27 protein-coding genes are annotated in these 25259 nt (G+C 75.3%); 11 read left to right on the forward strand and 16 right to left on the reverse strand.

What is annotated here, in order from left to right:
* Positions 1 to 20: 20 nt before the first annotated feature.
* The 6 genes from D1781_RS06455 to D1781_RS06480 form a co-directional block, all read right to left on the reverse strand.
* Positions 21 to 641 (reverse strand): response regulator, encoded by a 621-nt coding sequence (locus D1781_RS06455; RefSeq protein ID WP_199706488.1) that lies wholly within the window; start codon positions 639 to 641, stop codon positions 21 to 23.
* Between the two features lie 87 nt (positions 642 to 728).
* The gene (locus D1781_RS06460; RefSeq protein ID WP_119481374.1) at positions 729 to 2027 is read right to left on the reverse strand and encodes a hypothetical protein; all 1299 of its coding nucleotides are present in this window, start codon (positions 2025 to 2027) and stop codon (positions 729 to 731) included.
* Positions 2024 to 3220, reverse strand: coding sequence for a sensor histidine kinase (locus tag D1781_RS06465; protein WP_119481375.1), 1197 nt, complete (start codon positions 3218 to 3220; stop codon positions 2024 to 2026). Before D1781_RS06465 ends, D1781_RS06460 begins: the two co-directional genes overlap by 4 nt.
* A 175-nt stretch (positions 3221 to 3395) precedes the next feature.
* Positions 3396 to 4064: a helix-turn-helix domain-containing protein gene (locus D1781_RS06470; protein WP_119481376.1), complete on the reverse strand. Its 669-nt coding sequence runs from the start codon at positions 4062 to 4064 to the stop codon at positions 3396 to 3398.
* 56 nt (positions 4065 to 4120) lie between these two features.
* Positions 4121 to 5326: a homoserine O-acetyltransferase MetX gene (metX, locus tag D1781_RS06475; RefSeq protein WP_119481377.1), complete on the reverse strand. Its 1206-nt coding sequence runs from the start codon at positions 5324 to 5326 to the stop codon at positions 4121 to 4123.
* A gap of 128 nt (positions 5327 to 5454) precedes the next feature.
* Entirely contained in the window at positions 5455 to 6768 is a 1314-nt protein-coding gene (locus D1781_RS06480; protein ID WP_119481378.1) for a bifunctional o-acetylhomoserine/o-acetylserine sulfhydrylase, read from the reverse strand.
* A 73-nt stretch (positions 6769 to 6841) separates the two neighbouring features.
* On the opposite strand from D1781_RS06480, the gene D1781_RS06485 reads away from it, so the two are divergent.
* On the forward strand, positions 6842 to 7615 hold the full coding sequence (locus D1781_RS06485) for an SDR family oxidoreductase (RefSeq protein WP_119481379.1): 774 nt from the start codon (positions 6842 to 6844) through the stop codon (positions 7613 to 7615).
* A gap of 17 nt (positions 7616 to 7632) precedes the next feature.
* Here the strand turns inward: D1781_RS06485 and D1781_RS06490 are convergent, their stop codons facing one another.
* The 3 genes from D1781_RS06490 to D1781_RS06500 form a co-directional block, all read right to left on the reverse strand.
* Positions 7633 to 8037, reverse strand: a complete 405-nt coding sequence (locus tag D1781_RS06490) for a hypothetical protein (RefSeq protein WP_119481380.1) — start codon at positions 8035 to 8037, stop codon at positions 7633 to 7635.
* Between the two features lie 286 nt (positions 8038 to 8323).
* Positions 8324 to 8665 carry a DUF2568 domain-containing protein gene (locus D1781_RS06495; RefSeq protein WP_158590024.1) on the reverse strand — a complete coding sequence of 114 codons (342 nt, stop codon included), beginning with the start codon at positions 8663 to 8665 and terminating at the stop codon, positions 8324 to 8326.
* 35 nt (positions 8666 to 8700) lie between these two features.
* Positions 8701 to 10419: a carboxypeptidase-like regulatory domain-containing protein gene (locus tag D1781_RS06500; protein WP_119481382.1), complete on the reverse strand. Its 1719-nt coding sequence runs from the start codon at positions 10417 to 10419 to the stop codon at positions 8701 to 8703.
* Positions 10420 to 10515: 96 nt separating this feature from the next.
* On the opposite strand from D1781_RS06500, the gene D1781_RS06505 reads away from it, so the two are divergent.
* Complete coding sequence (locus D1781_RS06505; RefSeq protein WP_119481383.1) at positions 10516 to 10971, forward strand: GNAT family N-acetyltransferase; 456 nt, start codon at positions 10516 to 10518, stop codon at positions 10969 to 10971.
* A 9-nt stretch (positions 10972 to 10980) separates the two neighbouring features.
* On the opposite strand, the gene D1781_RS06510 is transcribed toward D1781_RS06505, so the two are convergent.
* Complete coding sequence (locus D1781_RS06510) at positions 10981 to 13356, reverse strand: phosphoketolase family protein (protein ID WP_119481782.1); 2376 nt, start codon at positions 13354 to 13356, stop codon at positions 10981 to 10983.
* A 141-nt stretch (positions 13357 to 13497) separates the two neighbouring features.
* Between D1781_RS06510 and D1781_RS06515 the strand changes: the two genes are divergently transcribed.
* Genes D1781_RS06515 through D1781_RS06540 form a run of 6 tightly spaced genes read left to right on the forward strand, consistent with a single transcriptional unit; the run spans position 13498 to position 18185 of the window.
* A complete protein-coding gene (locus D1781_RS06515; protein ID WP_119481384.1) occupies positions 13498 to 14241 on the forward strand; it encodes a FadR/GntR family transcriptional regulator in 744 nt (247 codons plus the stop codon).
* A complete protein-coding gene (locus D1781_RS06520) occupies positions 14234 to 14728 on the forward strand; it encodes a phosphoribosyltransferase (protein ID WP_119481385.1) in 495 nt (164 codons plus the stop codon). The genes D1781_RS06515 and D1781_RS06520 overlap by 8 nt, the downstream gene beginning before the upstream one ends.
* Positions 14725 to 15441 carry a Type 1 glutamine amidotransferase-like domain-containing protein gene (locus D1781_RS06525; protein ID WP_119481386.1) on the forward strand — a complete coding sequence of 239 codons (717 nt, stop codon included), beginning with the start codon at positions 14725 to 14727 and terminating at the stop codon, positions 15439 to 15441. The genes D1781_RS06520 and D1781_RS06525 overlap by 4 nt, the downstream gene beginning before the upstream one ends.
* Before the next feature lie 2 nt (positions 15442 to 15443).
* On the forward strand, positions 15444 to 16142 hold the full coding sequence (locus D1781_RS06530; RefSeq protein WP_119481387.1) for a uracil-DNA glycosylase: 699 nt from the start codon (positions 15444 to 15446) through the stop codon (positions 16140 to 16142).
* A gap of 25 nt (positions 16143 to 16167) precedes the next feature.
* Positions 16168 to 16749 carry a GNAT family N-acetyltransferase gene (locus tag D1781_RS06535; protein WP_119481388.1) on the forward strand — a complete coding sequence of 194 codons (582 nt, stop codon included), beginning with the start codon at positions 16168 to 16170 and terminating at the stop codon, positions 16747 to 16749.
* Positions 16750 to 16751: 2 nt separating this feature from the next.
* A complete protein-coding gene (locus D1781_RS06540; protein WP_119481389.1) occupies positions 16752 to 18185 on the forward strand; it encodes an amidase in 1434 nt (477 codons plus the stop codon).
* Position 18186: 1 nt separating this feature from the next.
* Here D1781_RS06540 and D1781_RS06545 read toward each other — a convergent pair whose 3' ends face one another.
* From D1781_RS06545 to D1781_RS06565, 5 genes are all read right to left on the reverse strand, one after another.
* Entirely contained in the window at positions 18187 to 19347 is a 1161-nt protein-coding gene (locus tag D1781_RS06545; RefSeq protein WP_119481390.1) for an SLC13 family permease, read from the reverse strand.
* 36 nt (positions 19348 to 19383) lie between these two features.
* Positions 19384 to 20244 (reverse strand): SDR family NAD(P)-dependent oxidoreductase, encoded by an 861-nt coding sequence (locus tag D1781_RS06550; RefSeq protein WP_325048794.1) that lies wholly within the window; start codon positions 20242 to 20244, stop codon positions 19384 to 19386.
* Entirely contained in the window at positions 20241 to 21671 is a 1431-nt protein-coding gene (locus D1781_RS06555; protein WP_119481391.1) for a dihydrolipoyl dehydrogenase family protein, read from the reverse strand. The genes D1781_RS06550 and D1781_RS06555 overlap by 4 nt, the downstream gene beginning before the upstream one ends.
* 87 nt (positions 21672 to 21758) lie before the next feature.
* Positions 21759 to 22613, reverse strand: coding sequence for an arginase family protein (locus tag D1781_RS06560; protein ID WP_119481392.1), 855 nt, complete (start codon positions 22611 to 22613; stop codon positions 21759 to 21761).
* A gap of 20 nt (positions 22614 to 22633) precedes the next feature.
* Complete coding sequence (locus D1781_RS06565) at positions 22634 to 22981, reverse strand: hypothetical protein (protein ID WP_119481393.1); 348 nt, start codon at positions 22979 to 22981, stop codon at positions 22634 to 22636.
* Between the two features lie 101 nt (positions 22982 to 23082).
* Between D1781_RS06565 and D1781_RS06570 the strand changes: the two genes are divergently transcribed.
* Genes D1781_RS06570 through D1781_RS06580 form a run of 3 tightly spaced genes read left to right on the forward strand, consistent with a single transcriptional unit; the run spans position 23083 to position 24824 of the window.
* Positions 23083 to 23856, forward strand: coding sequence for an alpha/beta fold hydrolase (locus tag D1781_RS06570; RefSeq protein ID WP_119481394.1), 774 nt, complete (start codon positions 23083 to 23085; stop codon positions 23854 to 23856).
* Between the two features lie 35 nt (positions 23857 to 23891).
* Positions 23892 to 24605, forward strand: coding sequence for a trimeric intracellular cation channel family protein (locus D1781_RS06575; protein WP_233551050.1), 714 nt, complete (start codon positions 23892 to 23894; stop codon positions 24603 to 24605).
* A gap of 9 nt (positions 24606 to 24614) precedes the next feature.
* The gene (locus tag D1781_RS06580) at positions 24615 to 24824 is read left to right on the forward strand and encodes a hypothetical protein (protein ID WP_119481395.1); all 210 of its coding nucleotides are present in this window, start codon (positions 24615 to 24617) and stop codon (positions 24822 to 24824) included.
* Positions 24825 to 24840: 16 nt separating this feature from the next.
* On the opposite strand, the gene D1781_RS06585 is transcribed toward D1781_RS06580, so the two are convergent.
* Positions 24841 to 25188, reverse strand: coding sequence for a UBP-type zinc finger domain-containing protein (locus D1781_RS06585; RefSeq protein ID WP_119481396.1), 348 nt, complete (start codon positions 25186 to 25188; stop codon positions 24841 to 24843).
* Between the last annotated feature and the right edge of the window lie 71 nt (positions 25189 to 25259).

The following is a 25259-nucleotide window of genomic DNA, read 5'->3' on the forward strand; positions in this document are numbered from 1 at the left end:
GCCGTTCGCAGGTGCGGACCTCAGTCCGTCTGCAGCAGGATGCCGTCCTGGATCGCGCGCTTGCGCAGGGCGACCTTCGTGCCCACGTCGAAGCCCGCGACGCGGTACTTCTCGCGGATGCGCTTGAGGTACGACTTCGCCGTCTCCTCGGAGATGCCGAGCTCGTAGGCGACCGTCTTGACCGGCTCGCCGCCGCCGTAGAGCGCCATGACGCGTCGCTCCTGCGCGGACAGCTTCGGGGAGCCGCCGACGTCGCCGGAGTTGATCGCGAGGTCGAGCTCCGCCGAGATGTAGGACTCGCCGCGGCCGGCGGCGCGGATCGCCTTGACGATCATCGAGATGTCCTCGCTCTTCGGCACGTAGCCGAGGGCGCCGGAGGCGAGGGCCTCGCGGACGATCTGCGGCTCCGAGTAGCTCGACATGAGCACCGTGGCGACGCCGGTCTGCTTCAGCTGCGCGAGGCGCAGCGACACCGGCGAGTTGTCCTTGAGGTCGACGTCCATGAGGACGACGTCGACCGGGAACTTCGGGTGCGTCAGCAGCTCGGTGAAGGTGGTGACGGCGGCGACCAGCTCGATGTCCTCGTAGCCGCGGATCCACTCCGTGAGGCCGCCGAGCAGCATCCGGTGGTCGTCGACCATCGCGAGGCGGATGGTCCGGGTGTCAGTGGTCACTCGTGGGCTCCGGTTCCAGGAAGGGGAGGATGAGGGGGATCGTTCGAGAGAGGATCAGCGCTCGGCGGGACGATCGACCACGCAGTCGATCTCCACGCAGAGGCTGCCGCCGCGCTGCGAGTCGGTGTGCCGTCCGACCTTGCGCATAGCGTCCCATGTGGCGGGGTCGACCCGGCCGCGCGCCACGCCGGTGGTCTGCACCACGATCGGCACGCGCATCGTGCGGCCCTTGCCCTCGGTCGGGCGGGCCGGTCCGACCGTGATCTCGATGGTCACGCGGGCCGCCGAGCGGCGGGACCGCTCGGGCGCGTCGCCGAGCATCAGCCACACCGCGGAGAGCAGCCCGTCGCGCTGCGTCGGGTCGAGGAGGCCGGCGAGCGACTCCGGGTCGGACAGCGTGACCGAGCGGCCCAGCAGCTCCGACTCCGTGATCGCGTGGTACAGCCAGGTCTGGCGTCGGCCCTCGATGAGGTGCAGGCGCAGCTCCGTGGCGAGCTCGGCGGCTGCCTGCGCGGCGGCCGGGTTGAGCGGCAGCCGGGTCCGGCCCGACGCGATGCCGTCCATGAGCTGCTCCGCCGCGAGGTCGAGGCGGGCCAGCTCCTCCGAGGCGAGCATGCCGACGGAGAAGCGCGGCGCGGTCGTCGTCGAGGCGACGAGCACGCGCTCGAGCTCGGTCGAGATGATCCGGCGGAAGACGTGGACGATCCAGGCGGCGATGATCGGCGGCGCGACGGCCTTCGCGATCATCGTCAGCGCGTCGACGACCCCGGCGGGCGGGAGCGGCGCGCGGAGGGCCGAGATGCCGACGAGGATCGCGAGCGAGATGCCGAGGAGCGCAGCGGCCGCGGTGATGCTGCGGCTCGACCGGACGCCGACCATCGCGAGCAGCACGAAGCCGACGGCGGGCGCGGCGGTGAGGTCCCGGCCCAGGTCGCCGTTCTGCCACACCGCGGCGGTGTCGAGCGCGACGACGACGCCGAGGCCGCCGACGATGCCGAGGCTGACGATCGAGTCGAGCACGTCGCCCGCGGTGCGCGCGGCGACCGCGAGCACGACGAGGAGGCCGGCGAGCAGCAGCCACGCCATCGCGGCGAGGCCGGGCTCGGCGTAGGCCTCCCACTCCCCGGCGAACCGCGCGAGGTCGAAGCAGAGCAGCAGGACCGCGACGAAGGTCGCGGCGAGCCCGAGGAACCCGGTGCCGAGGCTCGTGCGCGAGGAGCGGAGGCGCTCCGACGGCAGGTGCGGCAGGCGGAGCCCGGGCAGGCGGCGGTGCGGCTCGTCGATCGCGACGACGGGCAGGGCCTTGTGGCGGGAGGTCGCGATCTCCGCGTCCCGCTCGGGTGCGACGGTCATCGGGGCATCTCCAGGACGACGGTGGTGCCGGAGCCCTGGGCCGAGAAGACGCGGGCGGTGCCGCCCGCCTCCTCGATCCGGCCGACGATGGACTCGCGGTAGCCGAGCTTGCCCGCCGGGACGGCGGCCGGCTCGAAGCCGACGCCGTTGTCGGTGACGAGGGCGCGGACGCTCGCCTCGTCGTCGGTGATCGTGACGTGCGCCTCGCCGACGCCGGAGTGGCGGCGGACGTTCTCGAGGCACTCGGACAGGGCGAGGAGGAAGGCGTCGAGGCGGTCGGGCCGCAGCGAGACGGTGCCGGCGCCGTGCCAGCTGACGTCGAGGCCGAGCCGCTCGAACCGGGCGCGCACCGCCTGCAGGCTGTCGCTCTTCAGACCGTCCGCGTCGCCCTCGCCGTCGCTCTGGCCCTGCCCCATCGTGATCGGGGTGGGGGAGAGGCGCAGCTGGCGGAGCAGGCGGGCGTCGTCGCCGGCCTGGCGGCGGAGGGCGTCGCGGCTGACCCCGACGCCGGAGTGCGCGAGCAGGGTGAGCGTGGCGAGCACGGTGTCGTGGAGCAGGCGGGCGCCCTGACGGCGCTGCGCCTCCGTCTCGCTCGCCTGCCGCTCGCTGCGGTGCGCGCGGCCGATGGAGGAGACGCGACGGGCGGCGCGGAGCACCCCGGCGGACAGGACGAAGCCGGCGATCGTGAGCCCGGTCCAGCCGGCGAGGATCGAGAACCCGACGAAGCCGAGCGCGGTGTCGCCCGCGAAGAGCACGACGGCGGTGGCGAGGGTCGCGATGAACGCGCCGAGGAGCACGATCATCCGGCCGAGGCTCAGGGTCAGCACGATCGCGACCGCGGCGATCGCGCCGGCGAGGAGCAGGCGGACGGCGTCGACGGACCCGGTCGGGATCGGGAACGGACCGGCCTGGCCGAGCAGCCCGTCGAACGCGCCGAGGGTCCCGAGGCGGGCGAGCGCGGCGGTGACGAGACCGGCGACGAGCGCGACGGCCGGCCAGGCGATGGCGCGGGTCGAGCCGATCCGCACGAGGGCGAGGATCAGCACGGCGTAGCCGGGGGCGACGAGGAGCAGGAGGCCCGGGCGCGGGTCGCTGAGGACGAGCAGCACGAACGACGCCCCGGCGCAGACCACGCCGATGAGCCGTGCGCTGATGCCCAGGAGGCGATCGCGCTGTTTGAGGATCCGTTCCATGACTTCCCGCGGCCTCCCTGACGGGGGCGCCCCTCGAGGCCGGGAGGAGCGCCCGGTCATGGAAACACGGGGCTCCGGGCGCGCAAGGTTGCCACACCGGTTGAAGGTTTGTCGGGACCGGGGAACCTGCGCGGGGTGGTATCAGACCGGTATCACCGCGAGGCGCGGGCTCGTCCTACTCCGGGGGGATCCAGCCCTCGCGGATCGCGTGGCGGCGCAGCAGCACCTTCGTGCCGAGGTCGATGCCCGCGGTGCGGTACTTGCGGCGGCCGCGCTTGATGTAGCTCTTCGCGGTCTGGTCGGTCGTCGCCATGTGGACGGCGACCTCGTGGACGCTGCGGCCCTGCGCGTACAGCTGCAGCGCGGTCAGCTCCTGCCGGCCGAGGTTCGGGTCGGCGCGGTTCGCCCAGGCGTCGAGCGCCTCCTGCACGGCGGGGGCGTGCCGGGCGCGGCCCTCGGCCGCCGCGTGGACCGCGGCGACGAGGTGCTCGGCGGGCTCGCTCTTCGGCACGAGGGTGAGCGCCCCGGCGGTCAGCGCGGCGTGCACCGTCGCCGCGTCGCGGGTGCGGGCGAGCGCGACGACGGCGACGCCGTCCGACGCGAGGCGCTGCACCTTCGTCTCGAACGGCACGTCGTCCTCGAGGCCGAACTCGACGACGGCGACGTCGACGGGGAACGCGGGGTGCTCGAGCAGCCCGTTCCAGTCGGTGAGCGCGGCGACGACCTCGATGTGGGCCCGGGGCACCGAGAGGCGGGCGGCGAGGCCCTCGACGATCAGCTGGTGGTCGTCGACGAGTGCGACGCGAACGCGTCGTCGACGCGTCTCCGTCGCGGCTGCCGTCATCCGGACCTCCCGGGCTCCGATCGTAGGGGTCCCGCGACCCCCGGGGGCGCGGGAGGTCAGACGGCGAGCAGCCGGCGGAGCTGCGCCCCGACCTGCTCGCGCTCGATGAGGAACGCGTCGTGGCCGAAGGCGGAGGCGAGCAGGGTCGGCTCCGGCCCGTCGAGCGCGCCGGTCAGGCCCCGCGCGAGCACCCGCTGGTCGTCGAGCGGGTAGAGCCGGTCCGAGTCGATGCCGAGCACGAGCGCGGGGCCGGCGTAGCGCGCGAGCGCCTCCTCCACGCCGCCGCGGCCGCGGGCGACGTCGTGGGAGCTCATCGCGTCGACGAGGCGGATGTAGCTGTTCGCGTCGAACCGGCGGGTGAAGCGGTTGCCGTGGAAGTCGAGGTACGACTCGACGGCGAACCGGCCGTGGTGCCCGAGCGGCGAGACGCCGGACTGCCAGGACCGCCCGAACCGCTCGTTCAGCTCCCCGGAGCTGCGGTAGCTGAGCAGGGCCATGCGGCGCGCGAGCGCGAGCCCGCGGTGCGGGCCGTCCCCGTCGACGGCGCCGTAGTAGTCGCCGCCGCGGAACCGCGGGTCCGCTCGCACGGCCTCGGTCTGCACGCTGTTCAGCGCCACCTGGTCGGCGCTCGACCGGGCGGGCGCCGCGAGCACGGCCAGGCGGGCGACGCGCTCGGGGGCGGTGAGCGCCCATTCCAGCGCGTGCATGCCGCCCATCGAGCCGCCGACCACGGCGGCGAAGCGCTCGATCCGCAGCACGTCCGCGAAGGCCAGCTGCGCGGCGACCTGGTCGCGGATCGTGAGGTACGGGAAGCGGCCGCCCCACTCCGCGCCGTCCGGCGCGAGGGAGGCCGGGCCGGTCGTGCCGGCGCAGCCGCCGAGGATGTTCGGCGCGACGACGAACCAGCGGTCCGTGTCGAGCGCGAGGCCCGGGCCGACGACGCCCTCCCACCAGCCCGCCGTGGGCTGCCCGGGGCCCGCGGGGCCGACGAGGTGCGGGTCGCCGGTGAGGGCGTGCAGCACGAGGATCGCGTTGCCGCGGTCCTCGTCGAGCTCGCCCCACGTCTCGTAGGCGATGCGGACGCCGGGGAGGCGGACGCCGGCCTCCGTGACGACGGTGGCGATGCCGACGAACCGCCGGTCGGCGACCGGGTCGCCCTCGCGCCACGCGCCGCTCGCGGGCGGCTTGCCGACGAGCGAGCGCGCGTCGGCGTCCGTCACGGGCCGTGCCGCGACGGTGTCCTCCGAGGTCTGCCAGTCCATGCCGCCCTCAGCATCCCAGCCGCGGGGCGGCGGCGCCCGAGTGTGACGTCACACGGGCGTTCCTCCCTGCATCCGGGGAACCGGCGCCGGCGGGCGCGGTTCCCCGGATGCAGGAAGAAGAGGGAGGGTCAGACCGTCGCGCGGAGGGACCGGGCGGCGCGCAGGCCCGCCTCGAGGTCCGCCTTCAGGTCGTCGACGTGCTCGAGGCCGACCGAGAGGCGCACGAGGCCCGGCGTCACGCCGGTCGTCAGCTGCTGCTCGGGCGTGAGCTGCGAGTGCGTGGTCGACGCGGGGTGGATGACGAGGGAGCGGACGTCGCCGATGTTCGCGAGGTGGCTGAACAGGGTCAGGCTCTCCACGAACTTCCGGCCGGCGTCGACGCCGCCCTTCAGCTCGAACGACACGACCGCGCCGACGCCCTTCGGGGCGTACCGGTTCGCGGCCGCGTACCAGGGGCTCGACGGCAGGCCCGCGTAGTTCACGGTCGCGACGTCGTCGTGGCCGTCGAGCCACTCGGCGATCGCCTGCGTGTTCTGCACGTGCCGCTCGATCCGCAGCGACAGCGTCTCGATGCCCTGGATGAGGCTGAAGGCGGTGTCGGGGGAGACCGCGGCGCCGATGTCGCGCAGCAGCTGCACGCGCGCCTTGATGATGTAGGCGAGGCCGTCGCCGACCGCGGTCGTGTACGAGGCGCCGTGGTACGAGGGGTCCGGCTCCGTGAGGCCCGGGAACCGGTCCACGTGCTGCGACCACGGGAACCTGCCGCCGTCGACGATCGCGCCGGCGACGACCGTGCCGTGGCCGCCGAGGAACTTCGTCGCCGAGTGGACGACGATGTCGGCGCCGTGCTCGAGCGGGCGGATCAGGTACGGCGTCGCGATGGTGTTGTCGACGATCAGCGGCACGTCGTTCGCGTGCGCGACCTCCGCGACCGCGGCGATGTCGAGCACGTTGATCTTCGGGTTGCCGATCGTCTCGGCGAAGAACAGCTTCGTGTTGGGGCGGACGGCGGCGGCCCACGCCTCCGGGTCGTCCTGGTCCGTCACGAAGGTCGTCTCGATGCCGAGCTTCGCGAGCGTGTACTTGAACAGGTTGTAGGTGCCGCCGTAGATCGAGCTCGACGAGACGATGTGGTCGCCCGCCTGCGCCAGGTTCAGCACCGCGAAGGTCTCGGCGGCCTGGCCGGAGGCGAGCAGCAGCGCCGCCGTCCCGCCCTCGAGCGCGGCGATGCGCTCCTCGACGACCGCCTGGGTCGGGTTCTGGATGCGGTTGTAGATGTTGCCGAACTCGGCCAGCGCGAAGAGGTTCTTCGCGTGGTCGGCCGAGTTGAAGACGTACGAGGTCGTCTTGTAGATCGGGGTCGCGCGGGCGTTGGTGACGGGGTCGGGGGCGGCCCCGGCGTGGATCTGCTCGGTCTCGAAGTGCCAGGTGTGCTCAGCCATGGCGGCGACGCTAGGAGGCGGCGCCGCGGGGGACAACGGCGGACGCCACGGGGCGTAACGGTTGAATGGGCGCATGACGAAGCGCGCGGTGGTCACGGGGGCGAGCACGGGGATCGGCTGGGCGACGGTCGCGCTGCTCCGTGAGCACGGCTGGGACGTGCTCGCGGTGGCTCGCCGCGCCGAGCGCCTGGAGGCGCTGCGCACCGAGACGGGGTGCGACGTGTTCGCGGCGGACCTCACCGACGCGGATGCGGTGGCGGCGCTCGCGGAGCACGTCCGGGCCGCCGGGCCGCTCCACGTGCTCGTGAACAACGCCGGCGGGGCGCGCGGCCTCGACTCGGTCGAGTCGGGCGACGTCGAGGACTGGCGCTGGATGTTCGAGGCGAACGTCGTCGCGACGAAGCGGGTGACGTCGGCGCTGCTGCCCTCCCTCCGGGACGGCGCGGAGGACGCGGGCAGCGGCGACGTCGTCACGGTCACCTCCATCGCCGGCCACCTCCCGTACGCCGGCGGCGGCGGGTACAACGCGGCGAAGTTCGCGGAGCACGCGCTCGTCGCGGTGCTGCGCATCGAGCTGGCGGGGGAGCCGATCCGCGTGATCGAGGTCGCCCCGGGGATGGTCGCGACGGAGGAGTTCTCCCTCAACCGGTTCGGCGGCGACCGCGCCCGCGCTGACGCCGTGTACGCGGACGTGGAGGCGCCGCTGACGGCGGACGACGTCGCGGAGACGATCGTCCACGCCGTCGAGCTGTCGGCCCACGTCAACCTCGACCTCGTCACCGTGAAGCCCGTGGCGCAGGGCAACGGCTCGCAGACCGTGAAGGGCCCGATCCGCGTCAAGCGCTAGTCGCGGATCCGCGAGGGTCACTCGGCGACGAGGGCGGCGAACGCGGGGTCGACGAGGTGCACGCCGTCGTCCGACGCCACGAGCTGCGCGCGGATCGGCGCCGGGGTCGCGGCGAGGCCCGCGATCCAGTCCGCCTCCTGCATCCGGACGTCGGCGCCGCCCGGGCGCTCCCAGACGAGCACGATCGAGGCCGCCTCGGGCACCGACTCCACCAGCTCGGCGAGGCGCGCGGCGAGGGTCGCGATGTGGCGGGGGTCCGCGTCGACGGGCACGCCGTCCATGGGGACGACGACGGGCGCGAGCCGCTGCTCGTCGTCGAGCAGGAGCAGCCAGGTCTGGCGGCGGATCGCGGTGCCGACCAGGTCGGTCGCCATCGCGACGAGGTCGGCGTCGGTGGTCAGGGGCAGCAGGGGCTCGAACATGCGCGGGAGTGTGCCCGCGCGGCGGGCGGCACGCACGGGAGGGGCCTGGGGAGGAGGGGATCGCGCCCCCAGAGCGGGGGCCGCGCGGCGCGTCCCGCTGCGGGGCGGGCGCGGACCGGCCCACCCTGCTCGCACGAACCGAGGGGGGACCCCATGCGTTTCGAAGTGCCGGCGGGCAGCGCGCTCGTCTTCTGCGACAGCGACGGCGAGGTCCTCGCCGAGCCCGTGACGAGGCCGTTGAGCCGCGTCGTCGAGGTGCCCGCGGTCTGAGTCGGAACGGTCCGGGTCAGACCTGGCCGGTGCGGACCGCGAGCCCGAGCCGGGCCGCGACGAGCACGGCGAGCACGAGCGCCCAGAGCACCTGGCCGAGCGCCGCGAGGCCGAGCACGGCGAGCGCGAACAGGACGACCTGCACGAGCAGGCGCCCGCGCGCCGGCAGCCGCCGGCCCGCCCGCGGCGCCATCCAGACGCTCCACACCGCGACCACCGCGGCGGGCAGCAGCACCGCGACCGCGATGCGCACGGGCAGGGGCGCGGGCAGCAGCAGGCCGATCGCGACGGCGGCGGCGAGCAGGGCGAGCTCGAGCAGGAAGGCGAGCGTCGCGTTCAGGCCGAGCAGGGAACGCACCGCGACATCCTCCCGGATCCCGGCGGTGCGCCCGCTCACCCGGTGACGTCGAGCGCGACCGCGCCGAGCTCGACCGTGCCGCCGTCGGGCACGGTGAACGCGCGGTCGTCGTCGCGGAGCGCGAGGTCGTAGGGCGTCGCGACCGGGAAGAGCCGGTCGCCGAGCACCTGCACCGCGGTGAACCGGTGGGCGCCGGCCGACAGCCCCTCGTCCAGCCGTCCGTCCCGGACGAGCAGCTCCTGACCGCCGTCGACGGTCAGGCCGGCGAGCGGCACGTCGAGCGCGCCCGCGGTGAAGCGCCCGGTCACGCGGCCGGACCGGACGTCGGGCGCGGCGCCGATCGGCAGGTCGACGACCGTGCTGCGCGCGACGGTCCGCTTCGCCGTGACGGCCTCGTGGCCGCGGACCTGCGCCGTGACCTCGTACCGGCCCGGCACGAGGCCGCGGATCGCGTAGCGGCCGTCGCCGTCCGCGGTCGTGGTGCGCCAGAACGAGCCCTCGCTGACGCGGACGGCGGCGCCCGCGGGTGCGGTGCCGCTGACGCTCAGCGTCGCCTTCGTCGGGCGCAGCACGCCGATCGCGGTGCGCACCCCCGTTCGCAGCCGGACGGTGCGGACGGCGGCCCTCGTGCCGCGGGTGGTGTCGACCACCTGCACGGTGTAGGTGCCGCCTCGGAGCCCTGCGGCGCGGACGGGGTTCTTCGCCGTGCGCACCGAGGCGGGGAGGGAGGTGCTGCGGACGAGCGGACCGGTCGCGCCGCCGCGCCGGATCTGCACGACGTAGCGCTTCGCGCCGGCGGGCGCGTCGAACCGGCCGTCGAGCACCGCGCTGCGCACCAGGGCCGCGTCCACCACCGCGGTGCGGCCGCTGCGGACCGTGCGCTCGCGCTTCGCGGGCAGGTACGGGATGCGGTCGGACGCCGCTCCCGTATTGCCGAAGCGGACGGTGAACCGCCCGGGCTTCAGGCCCGCGAAGCGGTAGCGGCCCTTCGCGTCGGTGACGACCGGGTCGTCGTCCGGCTCCTCGCTACGCGTCGGCCCCTGCAGCCAGACGTGCACCTTCGCGACCGGCTTCCCGCGCCAGGTGAGCCGCCCGCTGATCGTGCCGGAGCGGACGGGGGAGGACTTGACGACGACGGTCTCGCCGCCGGGCACGGCGAAGGCGGGGGAGCGGTAGTCGAGCCAGCGGACGGTGCCGACGACCTCGATCCGGTAGCTGCCGGGCGCGACGAGGAACGACCAGGCGCCCTTCGCGTCCGCGGTGGTCGTCGCGGTCGCCCGGCCGCCGAGGGTGACGAGCCGCACGTCCCGCTTCGCGAAGGCCGCGTTCACGCCGCGGACGCGGGTCGCGGCGGGCACGGCGACGTCGAGCGCGCGGTCCGCGCCGGTCGCCAGGGCGGGCTCGACCAGTGCGGCGGTGGGCACGGCGTCCGGTCCCGCGCCGGTCCAGGTCGGGAGGTACCCGGCGACGGCGGCCCGCGGGCGGGTCGCGGCGTCCCGCACGTTGACCGACACGATGTAGCGCGTGCCCGCGGCGGGCGCGGGCAGGGCGTAGCGGCCGTCCGCCTCCGTCTCGGTCGTGGTGACGACGTCGCCGCCCGGCTCCGACACGGAGACGGGGACGCCGGCCCGCGCGGTCCCGCCGAGCACGACCGTGCCGCTGATCTCGGGCGCTGCGGCCTGCGCCGGCAGCGCGGGCACGGCGAGCAGCACGGCGGCGAGGGAGCCGATCGGGACCAGGGTGCGACGGCGCACGGCGGACCTCCAGGAGTCGTTCCGAGCCCCGCACGGTAACGGAGCGCGCGCGTCGCGTCTGCCCCCCGCGCGGAGCCGCCGGTGGAGGATGGCTGCGTGGTCGCTCCCCGTCTCGCCGGACCGGAGGACGCTGCGGCGCTCGTCGACCTGCGCGCCGCGATGTTCGAGGCGATGGGGCAGGACGTGACGGGTCCGGCGTGGCGTCGAGCCGCGCGGGAGTGGTTCGCGCGCCGCCTCGCCGGGGACGACGTGCTCGTCGTCGTCGCGGACCTGCCGGACGCCGGACCCGTGTCCTGCGCGATGGCCGTCCTCGAGGACGTCGCGCCGTCGCCGTCGGACCCGGTCGGCCGCCGCGCGCACCTGTCGAACGTCAGCACCCTGGCCGTGCATCGCGGTCGCGGGCTCGCCCGGGCGTGCGTCGGCCTGCTCGTCGCGGAGCTGGACGCGCGCGGCGTGCGCCGCACGGACCTGTTCGCCACCACGGACGGCGAGGCGCTCTACCGCTCGTTCGGCTTCCGCACGTCGCCGTACCCGGCGCTCCGCCGCCCCTGACCGGCCGCCCTAGGGGCGGGGCCAGGTCCAGTTCGCGATGGCCGGATCGTCCTCGCCGTGGACGCGGGTGTAGCGGCGCGCGGCGAGCCGGTCGTCCATGAACCGCTGCCGCAGCACCGCCTGGGAGGAGCCGAGCGACGGCACGCGGTCGATCACGTGCATGGCGAGGGAGAACCGGTCGAGCCGGTTCATCATCACCATGTCGAACGGCGTCGTCGTGGTGCCCTCCTCGATGTAGCCGTGGACGTGGAACTGGGAGTGGTTCTGCCGCTTGTAGGTGAGGCGGTGGATCAGCGTCGGGTAGCCGTGGAAGGCGAAGACCACGGGCTTGTCCGAGGTGAACACGGCGTCGAAGTCCCGGTCGTCCATGCCGTGCGGGTGCTCGTCCGGCGACTGCAGCCGCATCAGGTCGACGACGTTGACGAACCGCACCTTCAGGTCCGGCAGGTGCTGCCGCAGCAGGTCGGCCGCCGCCAGCGCCTCCATGGTCGGGATCTCGCCCGCGGCGGCGAGCACGACGTCCGGCTCGCCGTCCGTGGTCGAGGCCCAGTCCCAGATCCCGACGCCGCGGGTGCAGTGCGCGACCGCCTCGTCCATCGTCAGGTAGTCGAGCTGCGGCTGCTTCCCGGCGACGATCACGTTGATGTACTGCCGGCTGCGCAGCACGTGGTCGGCGACGGACAGCAGGCAGTTCGCGTCCGGCGGCAGGTAGACCCGGGCCAGCTCCGCCTTCTTGTTGATCACGTGGTCGATGAAGCCCGGGTCCTGGTGGCTGGAGCCGTTGTGGTCCTGGCGCCACACGTGGCTGGAGAGCAGGTAGTTCAGGCTCGCCAGGTCGCGCCGCCACGGGATGCCGTTGATGTCGTGCAGCCACTTCGCGTGCTGGTTGACCATCGAGTCGACGATGTGCGCGAACGCCTCGTAGGTGTTGAGCAGGCCGTGCCGCCCGGTCAGCAGGTAGCCCTCCAGCCAGCCCTGCAGGAGGTGCTCGGACAGCACCTCCATGACCCGGCCGTCCGGCGCGAGGTGGTCGTCGGTGTCGACGATCGGCTCCTGCCACGCCCGGTTCGTCACCCCGAACACGGCCTGCAGCCGGTTGGAGGCGGTCTCGTCCGGGCCGAAGAGGCGGAACCGGGTCGGGTTCAGCCGCATCACGTCGCGGAGCCACTCGCCGAGCACGGTCGTCGCCGGCGTCTGGCCGCTGCCCGGGGCGTCGACGCTGACCGCGTAGTCGCGGAAGTCGGGCAGCTCGAGGTCCTTCAGCAGCAGGCCGCCGTTGCTGTGCGGGTTCGCGCCCATCCGGCGGTCGCCCTCGGGGGCGAGCGCGGCCAGCTCCGGCAGCAGCCGGCCCTCCCCGTCGAAGAGCTCCTCGACCCGGTAGCCCTTCATCCAGTCCTCGAGCTGCCGCAGGTGCTCGGGGTTCGTCCGGACCTCGGACAGCGGCACCTGGTGGGCGCGGAAGGTCCCCTCGACCTGCTGGCCGTCGACCTCCTTCGGCCCGGTCCAGCCCTTGGGGGAGCGGAAGACGATCATGGGCCAGCGCGGCGGCTGCCCGGCGGGCGCGCCCCCGCCGCGCGCGGCGCCCTGGATCGCGGCGATCCGGTCGAGCACCGTGTCGAGCACGTCCGCGAAGGCGCGGTGCATGGCGACGGGGTCGTCGCCGGAGACGACGAACGGCTCCCAGCCCCAGCCGGTGATCAGCGACAGCAGCTGCTCCTCGGGCAGGCGGGCGAGCACGGTCGGGTTCGCGATCTTGTAGCCGTTCAGGTGGAGGATCGGCAGCACGGCGCCGTCGCGGGCCGCGTCGAGGAACGCGGGCGCGTGCCAGCTCGTCGCGAGCGGGCCGGTCTCGGCCTCCCCGTCGCCGATCGTGCAGACCGCGAGCAGGTCGGGGTCGTCGAACACGGCCCCGGTCGCGTGCATCAGCGAGTACCCGAGCTCGCCGCCCTCGTTGATCGAGCCGGGCGTCTGCGGCGCCGCGTGGCTCGGGATGCCGCCCGGGAACGAGAACTGGCGGAACAGCCGCCGCAGCCCTTCGGTGTTCTCGCCGATGTGCGGGTACGTCTCGCTGTACACGCCCTCGAGGTAGGTGTTCGCGACGACGGCGGGGCCGCCGTGCCCCGGCCCGGCGAGGAAGACCGCGTCGAGGTCCCGGGCGCGGATCGCGCGGTTGACGTGGGCGTACAGGAAGTTCAGGCCCGGCGTCGTGCCCCAGTGCCCGAGCAGCCGCGGCTTGATGTGCTCCGGCGCGAGCGGCTCCTCGAGCAGGGGGTTGTCGAGCAGGTAGATCTGCCCGACGGAGAGGTAGTTCGCCGCCCGCCAGTAGCGGTCGAGGAGGGCGAGCTCGTCGTCGGTCGCGGGGGCGGCAGCGGAGGAGTCGGGCATCGCCACACCCTCCTCGCTCCGCCTGAACGGCGCCCGGTGCGCGCGTGGACCTCCTGTGAACGCGATAGGTTCTTCGCGAACCATTGCGGCACCCCTAGCATGTCCTGCGAGTCACGCCGTGTCACTGCGTAGGGAGGTCATGTGCCGCAGGAGCCGACGCCGCTGGTCGCGCAGATCTCGGACCGCCTGATCACCGCGATCGCGACGGGGGAGTTCCTCCCCGGATCGCGCCTGCCCGCCGAGCGGGACCTCGCGGTGCTGCTGCGGGTGGGGCGCACGAGCGTGCGCGCCGCGCTCGCCGTGCTGCACGATCGCGGCCTGATCGAGACCGCCCGAGGGCGCGGGGGCGGGTCCTTCGTCCGCGTCCAGTGGACGCCCGACTCCCACGCCGCCGTCGTGCGCACCCTCCGCCTCCGCTGGAGCGAGATCGAGGACCGGCTGGAGGCCATGCGGCGCCTGCACGGCGCGATCGCGCGCGCCGCCGCCGAGCACCGGGACGACGACGACGTCGCCGTGCTGCGGGCGCGGCTCGACGCGTACCGGGAGGCGCCGAGCGGGCGGCAGAAGCAGATCGCGGACGCCGCCCTGCACCAGTCGATCTCGGACGCCGCGAAGAACGGCACACTGAAGACCATGCTGAGCGCGCTCGAACAGGAGATCTCGATCGGAGCGCCCCTCCACGTGTGGGGCGACCCGGACTCGATGGCGGCTTCGGAGGAGCGCGCGGAGGGCGAGCACGAGCGGCTCGTCGACGCGATCGCCGCCGGCCGGCCGGAGGACGCGGACGACATCGCCCGGGAGCACGCGCGCATCGACCTCGAGCTGCTCGAGGCCGCCCGTCGCCGTGCCGAGCGCGCCGCGAGCGTCCCCGAGACCGATGACTGAGCCCGAGCGCGAGGTCCTGCCCTGGGGCGAGGTCGGCGAGGCGACCCGCGCGCTCGCGCAGCGGATCGCGGACGACGGCTTCGAGCCGGAGGTCGTGATCGCGATCGCCCGCGGCGGCCTGCTCGTCGGCGGCGCCCTGGCGTACGCGCTCGGCGTGAAGAGCTGCGGCTCGATCAACGTCGAGCTCTACACGGGCGTGGACGAGACGCTGCCGGAGCCCCTGCTGCTGCCGCCGCACCTCGACGGCACGTCCCTCGACGGCAAGCGGGTGCTGCTGGCCGACGACGTCTCCCAGTCGGGCCTCACCCTGCGGCTCGCGGTGGAGATCCTCACGCGCATGGGCGCCGAGGTGCGCAGCGCCTGCTTCTACACGAAGCCGCAGACCGTGTTCGCGCCCGACTGGACGTGGAAGCACACGGACCGCTGGATCGTCTTCCCCTGGTCCGCCGAGGCCCCGGTCGTGCCGGGCGCCGTGGCGGAGCGGTGAGCGGAGGCGTCCACCTCGTCGGCGGCGGGTGGGGCGGCGACCGGCGGGTCTGGACCGCCTTCACCGCGGAGGCGGCGGCGCGCTCGGGCCGGGCGTGGCCCCGCGTCGTCGTGGTCGCGGTGCGCGACGGCGACGAGCAGGAGCACGCGGCGAAGCTGCTCGCCGCGGTCGAGACCGCGGCGGCCGTGGATCCGGTCGTGCTCGCGCTGCGGGAGGGCGACCGGCTCGACCCCGGTGCGATCCCGGCCGACGTCGACGGCGTGCTCGTCGGCGGCGGGCTGACCCCGGCGTACGCGGACGCCGTCGCGCCCGCGGCCGCGCGGATCCGGGCCCTCGTCGCGGACGGCGTGCCCTACGCCGGCTTCTCCGCGGGCTCGGCGATCGCGCCCGCCCGGGCCCTCGTGGCCGGCTGGCGCCGGCTCGGCCGGCCCGTCCTCGACGAGGAGGTCGCCGAGGAGCGCGACGAGCTCGCCGTCGTCGACGGCATCGGCCTCGTCCCCTTCGCGGTCGACGTGCACGCCGCGCAGTGGGGCACGACCTCCCGCCTCCTCGTCGCCGTCGAGGCGGGCCTGGTGCCGCACGGGGTGGCCGTCGACGAGGACACCGCGGTCGTCGTGGCCGGCGGTGCGACCCGCGTCGTCGGGACCGGCAACGCCTGGTGGGCGAGCCCGGCCGCGGGCGGTGTGCTCGTGCGCCGCGAGCCGGGGGACTGACGGTGCGGCGCCCGCTGCCGGAGCTGGCGGCCGAGGGCCTCGTCGACCCGACGTGGGCGGAGGCGCTCGCCCCCGTGGAGCCGGCGCTGCAGCGCGTCACCGGGTTCCTCGACGCCGAGACGGCCGCCGGCCGGGACTGGCTGCCCGCCGAGCCCGTCGTCCTCCGCGCCTTCCGCACGCCGCTGCCCGCCGTCCGCGTGCTGATCCTCGGGCAGGACCCGTACCCGACGCCCGGCCACCCGATCGGGCTGTCGTTCGCGGTGGAGGGCCACGTGCGGCCGATCCCGCGCAGCCTCGTGAACATCTACAAGGAGCTCCAGGCCGACCTCGGCGTCGCGCCCGTGCCGCACGGCGACCTCACCGCGTGGACCGAGCGCGGGGTGCTGCTGCTGAACCGGAGCCTCACCGTGCGCCCCGGCGCGCCCGCCTCCCACCGGGGCAAGGGCTGGGAGGCCGTCACCGAGCACGCGATCCGGGCGCTCGCCGCCCGCGGCGGCCCGCTCGTCGCGATCCTCTGGGGCAACGACGCGCGCCGGCTGGCGCCGCTGCTCGACGGCGTGGCGCGGATCGAGTCCGCGCACCCGAGCCCGCTGTCCGCGTCCCGCGGGTTCTTCGGCTCCCGCCCGTTCAGCCGCGCGAACGCGCTGCTGGTCGCGCAGGGCGCGGCGCCGATCGACTGGTCGCTCCCTCCCGCCGCCTGACGGCGGCGCCGGATAGCCTCGCGCCGTGCTGGAAGAGGAGTACGAGCCCCGCAGGCTGGCGAAGCCGTTCCACCTGCGGCGCATCGATCCCCCCGAGCCGACGTTCTCCTACGAGATCCGGGCCGCCACGGCCAAGGACCTGCCCGCCGTCCGGCAGATCTACGACCACTACGTCACGAACACGATGGTGACCCTCGACACCGAGCGGCGGTCGCTGCGCACCTGGCGGTCGAAGTACGCCTACCTGGCCCGGCTCGGCCTGCCGTTCCTCGTCGCCGTCTCGCCGAGCGGCCAGGTGCTCGGGTACGCGCTCGCCGAGCCGTGGATCCAGAAGCGCGCCTACCGCTTCACCGCGGAGGAGTCGATCTACCTGCGCCCCGCGTCCACGGGCAAGGGGCTCGGGAAGGCGCTGCTCACCGCGCTGATGGAGGCGGGGAAGCAGGCCGGCCTGAAGCAGCTGCTCGCCGTCGTGGCGGACAGCGGCGCCGACGCGTCGCTCGCGCTGCACCGCTCCCTCGGGTTCACGGAGACCGGGCGGATGGGGAAGGTCGCGTACAAGTTCGACCGGTGGATCGGCACGGTCATGCTGCAGCGGAGCCTGAAGTAGCGATGGCGTTCTCCCTCCACCAGCTGACCGCGCAAGAGCAGTGGGACTGGATCCGCCGCGGCGACGCGACGTCCCTCGAGCTCGTGCAGCACCACCTCGACCGCATCGAGCGCCTCGACCCCGCGCTCGGCGCCTTCGCCCGCGTCGACCGGGACGCCGCCCTCGCGACCGCGGCCGCCGTCGACGAGGCGGGCCAGGGCGCCGCGCCGCTCGGCGGCGTCCCGATCGCCGAGAAGGAGCTCGTCCGCCGCGTCGGCGCGGTGTGGGGCGCCTCCCGCCTGTTCGCCGACGAGGTCGTCGCGGAGTCCGACGAGGTCGCCGCGGCGACGGACGCGACCGGCGCCGTCGTGCTCGGGGCGACGACCGCGCCCGAGTTCGGGCTGACCGGCTTCACCGAGCCCGCGGGCCGCCCGCCGGCGCGCAACCCGTGGGACCTTCAGACGGGCGCCGGCGGCTCGAGCGGCGGGGCCGCCGCGGCGGTCGCGGCCGGGCTCGCGCCGTTCGCGGTCGGCTCCGACGGCGGCGGCTCGATCCGGATCCCCGCGGCCTGGTGCGGCGTCGTCGGGATCAAGCCCTCCCGCGGGCGGGTGCCGGCGCAGGGGGGCCAGGGCTCGCTCGCCGGCCTGGTGACCGCGGGGCCGATCGCCCGGACCGTCGCGGACGCCGCCATGCTGCTCGACGCGCTCGTGCGGCCGCACGGCCGCACGCGCTCCGCCGGCTACGCCACCGCGCCGGGCGGCGAGGACGAGCCGTTCCTCGGGGAGGCGGTGCGCGGCGAGGGCCGCTACTCGGTCGGGGTCCTCGAGGGCTCCGTCTGGGACGACGCCGTCGACGTCCGCCTCGACGCGGGCATCGCCGCGGCCGTCGAGCGGACGAGCGGGCTGCTCGACGTGCTCGGGCACGGCCTCGAGCCCGTGCGGCTGCCGGGGGAGGCGTACCCGGAGTTCTTCCGCGTGCTCTGGCAGGCGGGCGCGGCGACGATCCCCGCCCGCACCGATGCGCAGCTCGCGCGCCTCGAGCCGTACACGCGCGAGCTCGTCGAGCGCGGGCGGGCGCTGCCCGCCGAGCGGGTCGTCGCCGCCCTGCTCGCGGCCGCCGCGTTCGAGCGGCGGACGATCGCCGCCTTCGCGCCGTTCGACGCGGTGCTCACCCCGACCACGGCGCTGCCGCCCCGGCCGATCGGCTGGTACGCGGAGGACGGCGCCGGCGCGGACGCCGAGTTCGACCGGCAGGTGCAGGCCGCGCCGTACACGTCGTTCGTCAACGTCGCCGGGCTGCCCGCGATCACGGTGCCGATCGGGGCGACGGACGAGGGCGCCCCGTCCGGCGTGCAGCTGATCGGCCGCCCGGGCGGCGAGGCGGCGCTGCTCGCGATCGCCCGGCAGCTGGAGCGCCGCGTCGGGTGGGCCCGCCGCCACCCGCCCGCCTTCTGGTGACCTAGACCAGCAGCAGCGACAGCGTCGCGAGACCGACGGTGAGCGGCGCCGCGATCAGGCCGAGCCCGGCGAAGCGCCACCAGGAGATCTCGACGTCGGCGGCGCGCAGCCGCGCGTGCCAGAGCAGGGTCGCGAGCGACGCCCACGGCGTGATGAGGGGGCCGGCGTTCACCGCGACGAGCAGGGCGAGGAGGCGGTGCTCGCTGCCCGCGACGGGCTCGAGCGCGAGGTAGGCGGGCAGGTTGTCGGCGAGGTTCGCCGCGACCGTGCCGACGCCGGCGAGCCGGAGGAGGGCGAGCGGCCCCTCGCCGGTGCCGGCGGCGGCGGTGAGCGCCTCCGTCAGCCCCAGCCGGCCGAGCGCGGTGACGGCGAGGAACAGGCCGCACACGAACAGCACGAGCGGCACGGGCAGCAGGTGGAGGGACAGCGCGCTCGGCTTCCGGACGGCCGCGACGACGACGAGCACCGCGGCGGCGATCGTCGCCGGCACCCAGACGGGCACGTGCAGGACCGGGTCGCCGATCGCGAGGGCGGGCACGAGGAGGGCGACGACGACCGCGGCGACCCGGAACAGCACGGGGTCGGCGACCGGGTCGGGGGCGGGCGGCTCGTAGCGGTGCGCCAGCGCCTTCCGCGAGACCACTGCGAGGATGGCGACGGGCACGAGCACGGCGATCGTCGCGGGCAGCCAGGACCGGGCGATGTACGCGGAGCCGAAGGCCGGGTCCGACTCGGCGAGCAGGTTCGTCAGGTTCGACACGGGCAGCAGGAGCGAGCCGGTGTTCGCCAGCCAGACGGTCGTCAGCGCGAACGGGATCGGCGAGAGGCCGACCCGGCGGGCGAGCGTCACGACGACCGGCGTCAGCAGCACCGCGGTCGTGTCGAGCGAGAGGAAGACGGTCGACGCGACGGCGACGACCACCACGAGCAGCCAGAGCAGCGCCCCGCGGCCGCGCGCGACGCGGGCGGCGGTCGCGGCGAGCCGGTCGAACAGCCCCGCCTCCGCCGCGATGGCGGCGACGATCGTGATCGCGACGACGAAGCCGAGCACGGGGGCGATCCGCCCGCCGAGTGCGGCGGCATCGGCGGCCGGCAGGATCCCGGTCGCCACCGCGACCAGGCCCAGGACGAGCAGGCCGCCACCGAGCACGGCCAGCACCACGACGGAGAACCTAGCGGTTCCGTGCAGCGGAACCGCTCAGCGTGCGCTCACGAGCCGCTCGCTCGCCTCCCAGAGCCCGCGCGCGAGGTCCGCGTCGCCGGCCTGCCGCGCCGTCCGGCCCGGCGCGCGCAGCCGGTCGAAGTAGTTGCCGGAGGGCGCCGGGACGCGGGCCGCGGCCGCCAGCCGGACGAGCGGCTGCGCGCCCTGCTCCGGCGACAGCGCGAAGGCGCGCTGGAGCGCGGAGATCAGCGGTCCGTCGCCGCCGAAGCGCGTCGCGACGAACCCGGGGTGGAACGCGTAGGCGCTCACCCCGGCCCCCGCGAGCCGTCGGGCGAGCTCGCGCGTGAGCAGGACGTTCTCGAGCTTGCCCGCGCCGTAGGCGCCCCAGCCGCCGAGCCACCGCCCGCGCCGGTTCTCGAGGTCGTCGAGCCGGACCCGGCCCGACAGGGACGCCGCGCTCGAGGTCTGCACGATCCGCACGGAGCCCTCCGGCGCGCTCGCCGCCGTCTCCCGGAGCCGGTCGAGCAGCAGGGTCGTCAGCAGGAAGGGCGCGAGGTGGTTCCGCTGGAACGTCAGGTCGTGCCCGTCCGGCGTCTCGGCCCGCTCCGCCATCCCGCCCGCGTTGTTCGCGAGGACGTGGATCGCCGGGAAGGCGTCGAGCAGGGCGGCCGCCAGCTCCCGGACCGAGTCGAGGCGGTCGTAGTCGACGAGGAAGGCGCGGCCGCCGGTCGCCGCCGCGACGGCCTCCGTGCGCTCGCGGTTCCGGCCGACGACCGCGACCTCGGCGCCGAGCAGCGCGAGCTCCGTCGCCGCGGCCCGGCCGATGCCCGAGCTCGCGCCCGTGATCACGACCGTGCGCCCCTCCATGCGGGAGGGGTGCGGCAGCAGGACGCTCACGCGCGGCCGTCGGTCTCGAGCAGGCGGAGCCAGATCTCGCTGAGCGTCGGGTACGCGGGGACCGCGTGCCAGAGCCGCTGCACCGGGATCCGCCCCACGATCGCGTGCGTCGCCGACTGCAGCATCTCGCCGACGTCGTAGCCGACGAAGGTCGCGCCGATCGGCACGTCGGTCTCGTCGTCGATGACGAGCTTCGCCCGCCCGACGTAGGCGTCGTCGTAGACGCTCGCGCCCGCGACCCACGACATGTCGTACTCGCTCGTGCGGATGCGGCGGCCGGCCTTCTTCGCGGCGTCCTCGGTGAGGCCGACGGAGGCGACCTCCGGGTCGGTGAACGTCACCTGCGGCACGGCGTCGTGGTCGGCCGTCGCCGTGTAGCGGCTCCAGGGGCCCGTGTCGGGGGACTCGCCCTTCGCGCGGGCGGCGATGACCCGGCCGGCGGCGCGCGCCTGGTACTTGCCCTGGTGGGTGAGCAGGGCGCGCCGGTTCACGTCGCCGACCGCGTAGAGCCACGGCTCGTCCGCGTTCGTGCCCGCGTCGACGAGCAGGGTGTCGTCGACGGACAGCCACTCGCCGTCCTCGAGGCCGACGGAGGCGAGGCCGAGGCCGTCGGTGCGCGGGGTGCGGCCGGTGGCGACGAGGATCTCGTCCGCCTCGACCGTCGAGCCGTCGTCGAGCGTCGCGGTCACCGTGCCGCCGTCGCGCACGACCTTCGTGATGCCCGCGCCGAGCCGGACGTCGGCGCCCTCATGCCGCAGGGACTCCGCGACCATCTCGCCCGCGAAGGGCTCCATGCCGCCGAGCAGGCCGCCGCGGACCACCATCGTGACCTTCGAGCCGAGCGAGGTGTACGCGGTCGCCATCTCCGCGCCGACGACGCCGCCGCCGAGCACGATCAGTCGGCCGGGCGCGGCGCTGGCGCTCGTCGCCTCCCGCGAGGTCCACGGCTTCGCGTCGGCGAGGCCCTCGATCGGCGGGATCAGAGCGGCGCTGCCCGTGCAGACGGCGACGGCGGCGCGCGCCTCGAGCACGACCTCGGAGCCGTCGGGCGCCGTGACGACGACCCGCTTCGGCCCGTCGAGGCGGCCCTTGCCGCGCACGAGGTCGATGCCCGCGGAGTCGAGCCAGGAGACCTGGCCGGTGTCGTCGAAGTTCGAGACGGTCGAGTCGCGGCGGGCGAAGACCGCGGCGGCGTCCAGGCCGCCGGTCACCGCCTGCTTCGCGCCGGCGACGTGCCGGGCGCCGCGCAGCGCCGCACCGGGTCGCAGCAGCGCCTTCGACGGCATGCAGGCCCAGTACGAGCACTCGCCGCCGACGAGCTCGGACTCCACGACGACGACGCTCAGACCCTCCTTGTGCGCGTAGTCGGCGACGTTCTCGCCGACCGGGCCCGCGCCGATGACGACGAGGTCGTAGGTCTCCGCCATGGTCTCCTCCGCTTCCGCGGCGAGCCCGACCGGCTCCCGCTGATCGGCACCGTAGCCGCCCGCGCCGCAGGCCGCGCTGGGCGCGGGTCAGCGCGGGGCGCGCGTGGAGGCGGTGAGGGCGCTGACGATGCGGAGGACGGTGCCCTGGTCCTCCACGACGTCGTCGGGGGAGGCGGGCGCGAACATGGTGAGGCCGGCGCCGACCACGCGGCGGCCCGCGGACGCGGCGGCGATCGCGGCCGTGACGTCCGCGGCGCTCGCGCCGAACGGCTGCGGGTCGATGATGCCCGCGAGCTCGCCGGGGTCGAGCACGTCGAGGTCGACGTGGAGGTAGACCTCGTCGACGTCGAGCGCATCGACCGCGGCGCCGAGCGCCGTGCCGAGCGCGTCAGCGCCGACGACCGCGACGCCCGCCGTCTCGAGGAAGGCGGCCTCCTGGTCGTCCATCGTCCGGGTGCCGGCGAGCACGACCCGCGACGGGTCGAGCGGGGCGGCCGAGACGAGGCCCTCCGCGCCCTCCCCGAGCAGCGCCCGCAGCACCATGCCGCAGAACGCGCCGCTCGGGCTGGTGGCCGGGGTGTTCAGGTCGGGGTGCGCGTCGAACCACACGAGCCCGAGCCGGGCGCCGCGCGCCGCGGCGGACTCGGCCGCCCGCTCCACCGCCGCGAGCTCGACGCCGCAGTCGCCGCCGACCACGACGGGCAGGTCGCCCTCCGGAACCGCGTCGAGCGCGTTCCGGACGCGCTCCCGCACGGTCGCGACGGACGAGTAGCGGGCGACGCCGGTGCCGACCGCGTCCCCGGCGCCCAGCGGCACCTCGATCGCGGTGGTCGCGCTGTGCGGCAGGTCGCCGCGGATCGCCTCCGCGCCGTCGATCAACCGCATCGCGCGGCTCGACGCCGCGCCCTGCCACTGCGGGACGACGAGGAACTTGGCGGGCATGCCGCGAGCCTATGCCGCCGTCAGCGGCGGGGCCGGGTGTCGCACTCGCGGCAGATGACGCGGGTCGAGTGCGGCGAGATGCCCGCGGGCGTCATCGCGTAGAAGGGCACCTCGTACATGCTCACGCGGTTGCAGCGGTCGCACGTCTCGCCGGTGCGCTTCGCGTCGCCGTTCGTGATCGTCGCCTTCGCGGCGGGCTTCGTCTCGCAGACGCAGAACACCCGCTCGCCGACCTGGCGCGGCCCGTCCATCGTCAGCACGAACAGCGGGATCGAGAAGACGCCCTCCCGCTTGCAGCGGAGGCAGACCGCGTCGACCGGCACGGGGCTGCCGGAGACGATCTCGGAGGAGGTGCGGGGCTCGGCCATGGCTCACAGTCGCCCGCGGTCGGGCCGCGGGGAGGAACACACCCTGTGTGTTCGCCGCAGGCGAACACGGGTGCACGGACGGCCGTGCTCCACTGGCTCCCGTGGAGCGCACCCTGTCCGCCGACGGCACCCGGATCGCCTACGAGCCGATCGGTTCCGGCACCCCGGTGGTGATCGTCGGCGGCGCCTTCTCGACCGCCGACGCCGGGCGCCCCCTCGCGGGCGCGCTCGCCGAGCTCGGGCTGCAGGGCGTCGTGTACGACCGCCGCGCCCGGGGCGGCAGCGGCGACACCCCGCCCTCCGCGCCGTTCCGGGAGGCGGAGGACCTGACCGCCGTGATCGAGGCGGTCGGCGGCCGCGCCGCGGTGCTCGGCCACTCGTCCGGCGCGGTCCTCGCCCTCTACGCCGCGGGCGAGGGCGCGCCCGCCTCCCACCTGTTCCTCTCCGAGCCGCCGTTCCGCTTCGGGCAGGGCGACCCCGAGGACCTGGCCGGCCGCCTGCAGGCCCTCGTCGACGAGGGCCGGCCCGAGGACGCGGTGACGCTGTTCCAACGGGAGGGCGTCGGCCTGCCCGACCCGGTGATCGAGCAGATCCGGTCGAGCCCGATGTTCGCCGGCCTCGTGCCGCTCGCGCAGTCGACGGTCTACGACGCGGCCCTCACGGCGGCGGTCTCGACGCCGACCGCCGCGATGACCGGCGTCGGCCAGCCGGTGGTGATCCTCCGCGGCGAGCCGACCTTCCCGTTCCTCGTCGCCGCGGCCGAGCGGCTCGCGGCCTCGATGCCCGGGGCGGACCTCGTCGTCGTGCCCGAGTCGCACGACCACGCCGTCGACCCGCCGGCCACCGCGCGCCTCGTGCGCGAGCGCATCGCCTGACCCGTCGGCGGGCGCGGACGGGGGACGATGTCCTCGTGCAGTCCGCGTTCGTCATCCCGCTCTGGGCCGACCTCACGGCCGTCGGGCTCGGCGGGGTGCAGGGCGCGCTGTTCGCCTCCGGCTTCCGGGGGCAGCGCCGGCTCGACCTGCTCGGCGTCGTCGTCATCGGCACGCTGATCGGCATGGGCGGAGGCCTGATCCGCGACCTGCTGCTCGGCGTCGCCCCGGCGACGCTGCAGAGCGACTGGTACCTGATCACCGCCGTGCTCTCGTCGCTCGCCGGCATGCTGCTCGCGCCCCTGCTGCAGCGGCTCTCCGGCGTCATCGTCGGCCTCGACGCCGTGGTCATCGGGCTGTTCGGCGCCTTCGGCACGAGCAAGGCGCTCGTCCTCGGGCTGCCCGCGGTGCCGGCGGTCTTCGTCGGCGTCGTCGCGGCCGTCGGCGGCAGCGTGCTGCGGGACGTGATCATGGGGCTCCCCGTCGCCGTGATGCACGTCGGCTCCCTCTACGCGGTCGCGGCGGCGAGCGGGTCGGCGGCGCTCGCGCTGCTCGCCGCCGTCGGCGTGCCGCTGCCGCTCGCCGCGACCCTCGGCGTCGCGGTGACGGCGGTCGTGCGGCTGCTCGCGGTCGTGTTCGACGTGTCGCTGCCGGAGCAGCGGAACCTGCACCGCCGGCGCGTGGCCGCCGAGACGGGCGTCATCCCCGTCATGCCGCGCTCGGAGCGCGGGCGCACGGCCGGCCGGGGCTAGCGTCGACGGGTGCTCGGCCGCCCCTCCCGCCCCGGCGTCGCCCTCCTGCTCGGCGGGGTGCTCGTGCTGTTCGTCAGCGTCATCGCGCAGCTCGCCGTGACGGACGGGCTCGCGGAGACCCTGTGGGTCGCGGCCTCGATCGGCGGCGCGCTGCTGATCGTCGCCGGGATCGCGGTGCTCGTGCGGCACCAGCGCACGACGCGGCCGCCCGAGGACTGAGCTCAGGGGACCGGGCTCAGCCGCCGAGCAGGCGCTGCCAGTCCGCCGGGACGCGCTCCGCCGGCCCGGGCGCCGACTGCGCGAGCGGCCGGCTCTGCGGGTCGGCGAGGCGGGGACCCGCGACGAGCGAGCGGCTCCGGAAGTCCCAGAACCAGTCCTCGCCCGGCTCGAAGCTCTGCTCGACGGGATGGCCCGTCGCGGCGAAGTGGCCGGTCGCGTGCCGGTTCAGGGAGTCGTCGCAGCAGCCGACGTGGCCGCACGCGGCGCAGCGGCGGAGGTGGACCCACCAGGAGTCCGTCGCCTCGCACTCGACGCAGCCCGTGCCGCTCGGCGGGACGGAGGGATCGATGCCGGGGATGGTCATGGGGCGATGATGCCCGGGTCGTGGCGGCGTCGCCAGGTCGACGCCGGCCGGGAACGAACGGGCGCCCCGGG

Origin of the sequence: Amnibacterium setariae (assembly GCF_003581425.1) — a bacterium.
In the GTDB taxonomy this organism is placed as follows: Bacteria; Actinomycetota; Actinomycetes; order Actinomycetales; family Microbacteriaceae; genus Amnibacterium; species Amnibacterium setariae.